The 1,589-nt window shown below is 34.9% G+C and carries 2 protein-coding genes; one reads left to right on the top strand and one right to left on the bottom strand.

Features of this window, described 5'->3' with window-relative positions:
* Positions 1-229: 229 nt before the first annotated feature.
* The gene (locus V7147_RS23610) at positions 230-1,042 is read left to right on the top strand and encodes a DUF2935 domain-containing protein (RefSeq protein WP_335370243.1); all 813 of its coding nucleotides are present in this window, start codon (positions 230-232) and stop codon (positions 1,040-1,042) included.
* Positions 1,043-1,085: 43 nt separating this feature from the next.
* Here V7147_RS23610 and V7147_RS23605 read toward each other — a convergent pair whose 3' ends face one another.
* Complete coding sequence (locus V7147_RS23605) at positions 1,086-1,502, bottom strand: hypothetical protein (RefSeq protein WP_335370242.1); 417 nt, start codon at positions 1,500-1,502, stop codon at positions 1,086-1,088.
* Positions 1,503-1,589: the final 87 nt, after the last annotated feature.

Genomic DNA, 1,589 nt, shown 5'->3' with positions numbered 1-1,589 from the left:
CTTAGTCTGAGTTCCTTATTATCAGTCGGGGTTAGAACCCGACTGAATTAAAGTTAATCGTCATTATTGTATGCGTTTTATCTATTTTCGTGACTTTAGAAATGTTAAATTGCTAATCTTGATTCACCTCTTTCCCTCCATCTACATACAGATACATAAAGAAATCATGACGAATGCCTAATCTGCGTTTTCGTCTAAGAATGCATACATGTTTAGGAGGTATGATGAAGTGAATCGTTCTTTTCAAGAAGAAGCTTTATTTGAAGCCCAGTTTTGGATGCAGATTCTAGGTGACCATAGCCGTTTCTTACATGATTCCTTGGCACCAAGTGAAGCAGCAAGAATTGCAAAAACAAAACAATTTATCACAACTTTCGATCGTTTATTAGACACTGCAAGACAACCTCTTCAAACAAATCAAGTTATCAATATTGTCCAAGAAGGGAAACATGCTGGGGAGCAGCTTCGCGTTTTTAAATTAGATATTATCAAGAATCAATTGGTTGGAAAGGTAAAAATAAGTCTTAGCCCTTCTTTTATCAATCATATGGTTAACGAATTAGAAGAATGGCTGCGAGTGGCCAGCTTTTTAGTAGAAGGTAAAAGTGTACCAACAACTCATGCGCTTCACCATCACCTCATTTGGTTATTAGATGCAGCTGGTCATGCGGGTGGGATTGCATCAAATCTTGACCGTGTTGAAAAAGATTTATTTCAAAAGAGCGAGAAATATGTCAAGGAATGGGAAGACTTTTACTTAAAAGCTGTTGAAATGGTCGGTTTCTTGCGTACGAGTCAATATGAATTCCCTGCCCTATCGCGATTTAACAGTGATGTTGAATTAGAAATGAAGATTTTCAAAGGTTTCTTAGAAGAATTAGAGGAAATGGAATTAAATAAAGAGATTTTAGGTGTTCTAACCCCACTTATGGCTGACCATATGGCAAGAGAAGAATGCTATTATTTAATCAAACTAGCGGAATCGACAAAAGAAGTCAGCCAACCAAATTGTGATCCGACAAAGCCACGTATTCAAGATTAAAGAGAACCCCATTTGCTTAAAATTCAGCAATTGGGGTTCCTTTTTATGGCTGACTGATAAATTCTAATGTTGACTTTATTTCATAGCTATTCTTATGATGGAGGTGTGTAAAAATTTCTTTTAGTCTATCAAATTGAATATTTTTAATATGATCTTCAAACTGTTTTTGTTCATTAAGGTATACTCGTTTACGCTTGCGATACCCAGGATTCTTTAGCAAGCATATAAGAGCTACTAGATCCTTAAAATAAACCTCATTTGAATCAATTTTATAAACCGGGTCTTCGGTAAAAGGAGTAAATGATGTAAATTGTTCATCAAAATAACGTAAATACAGTACTTGTAATGTCCTTTCCTCCCCATCCTCGACAAATGTTACTTCAGATTGGTTAAAAAAGTCCTCAAACGTATTTTTTAACGTTTTTTCAAGTTCAAATCCACTACATTGTTTAATTAACATTTTTCCACCCCACTCGCTACAATTTTCCATATAGAATTTATCTACATATTATCATAGAAAGCCCGCTTAAAGTGAATTAATTTGAAT

The sequence above is a fragment of the Bacillus sp. JJ1521 genome, from assembly GCF_036965165.1.
Lineage (GTDB): Bacteria > Bacillota > Bacilli > Bacillales > Bacillaceae_L > Ferdinandcohnia.
The sequence above is the reverse complement of the archived record's forward strand: the minus strand, read 5'-3'. Positions and strand labels throughout refer to the sequence as shown.

Excerpts from the sequence above, each read along its gene's own strand:
- V7147_RS23605 (WP_335370242.1), bottom strand. The coding sequence starts at position 1,502 with ATGTTAATTAAACAATGTAGTGGATTTGAACTTGAAAAAACGTTAAAA.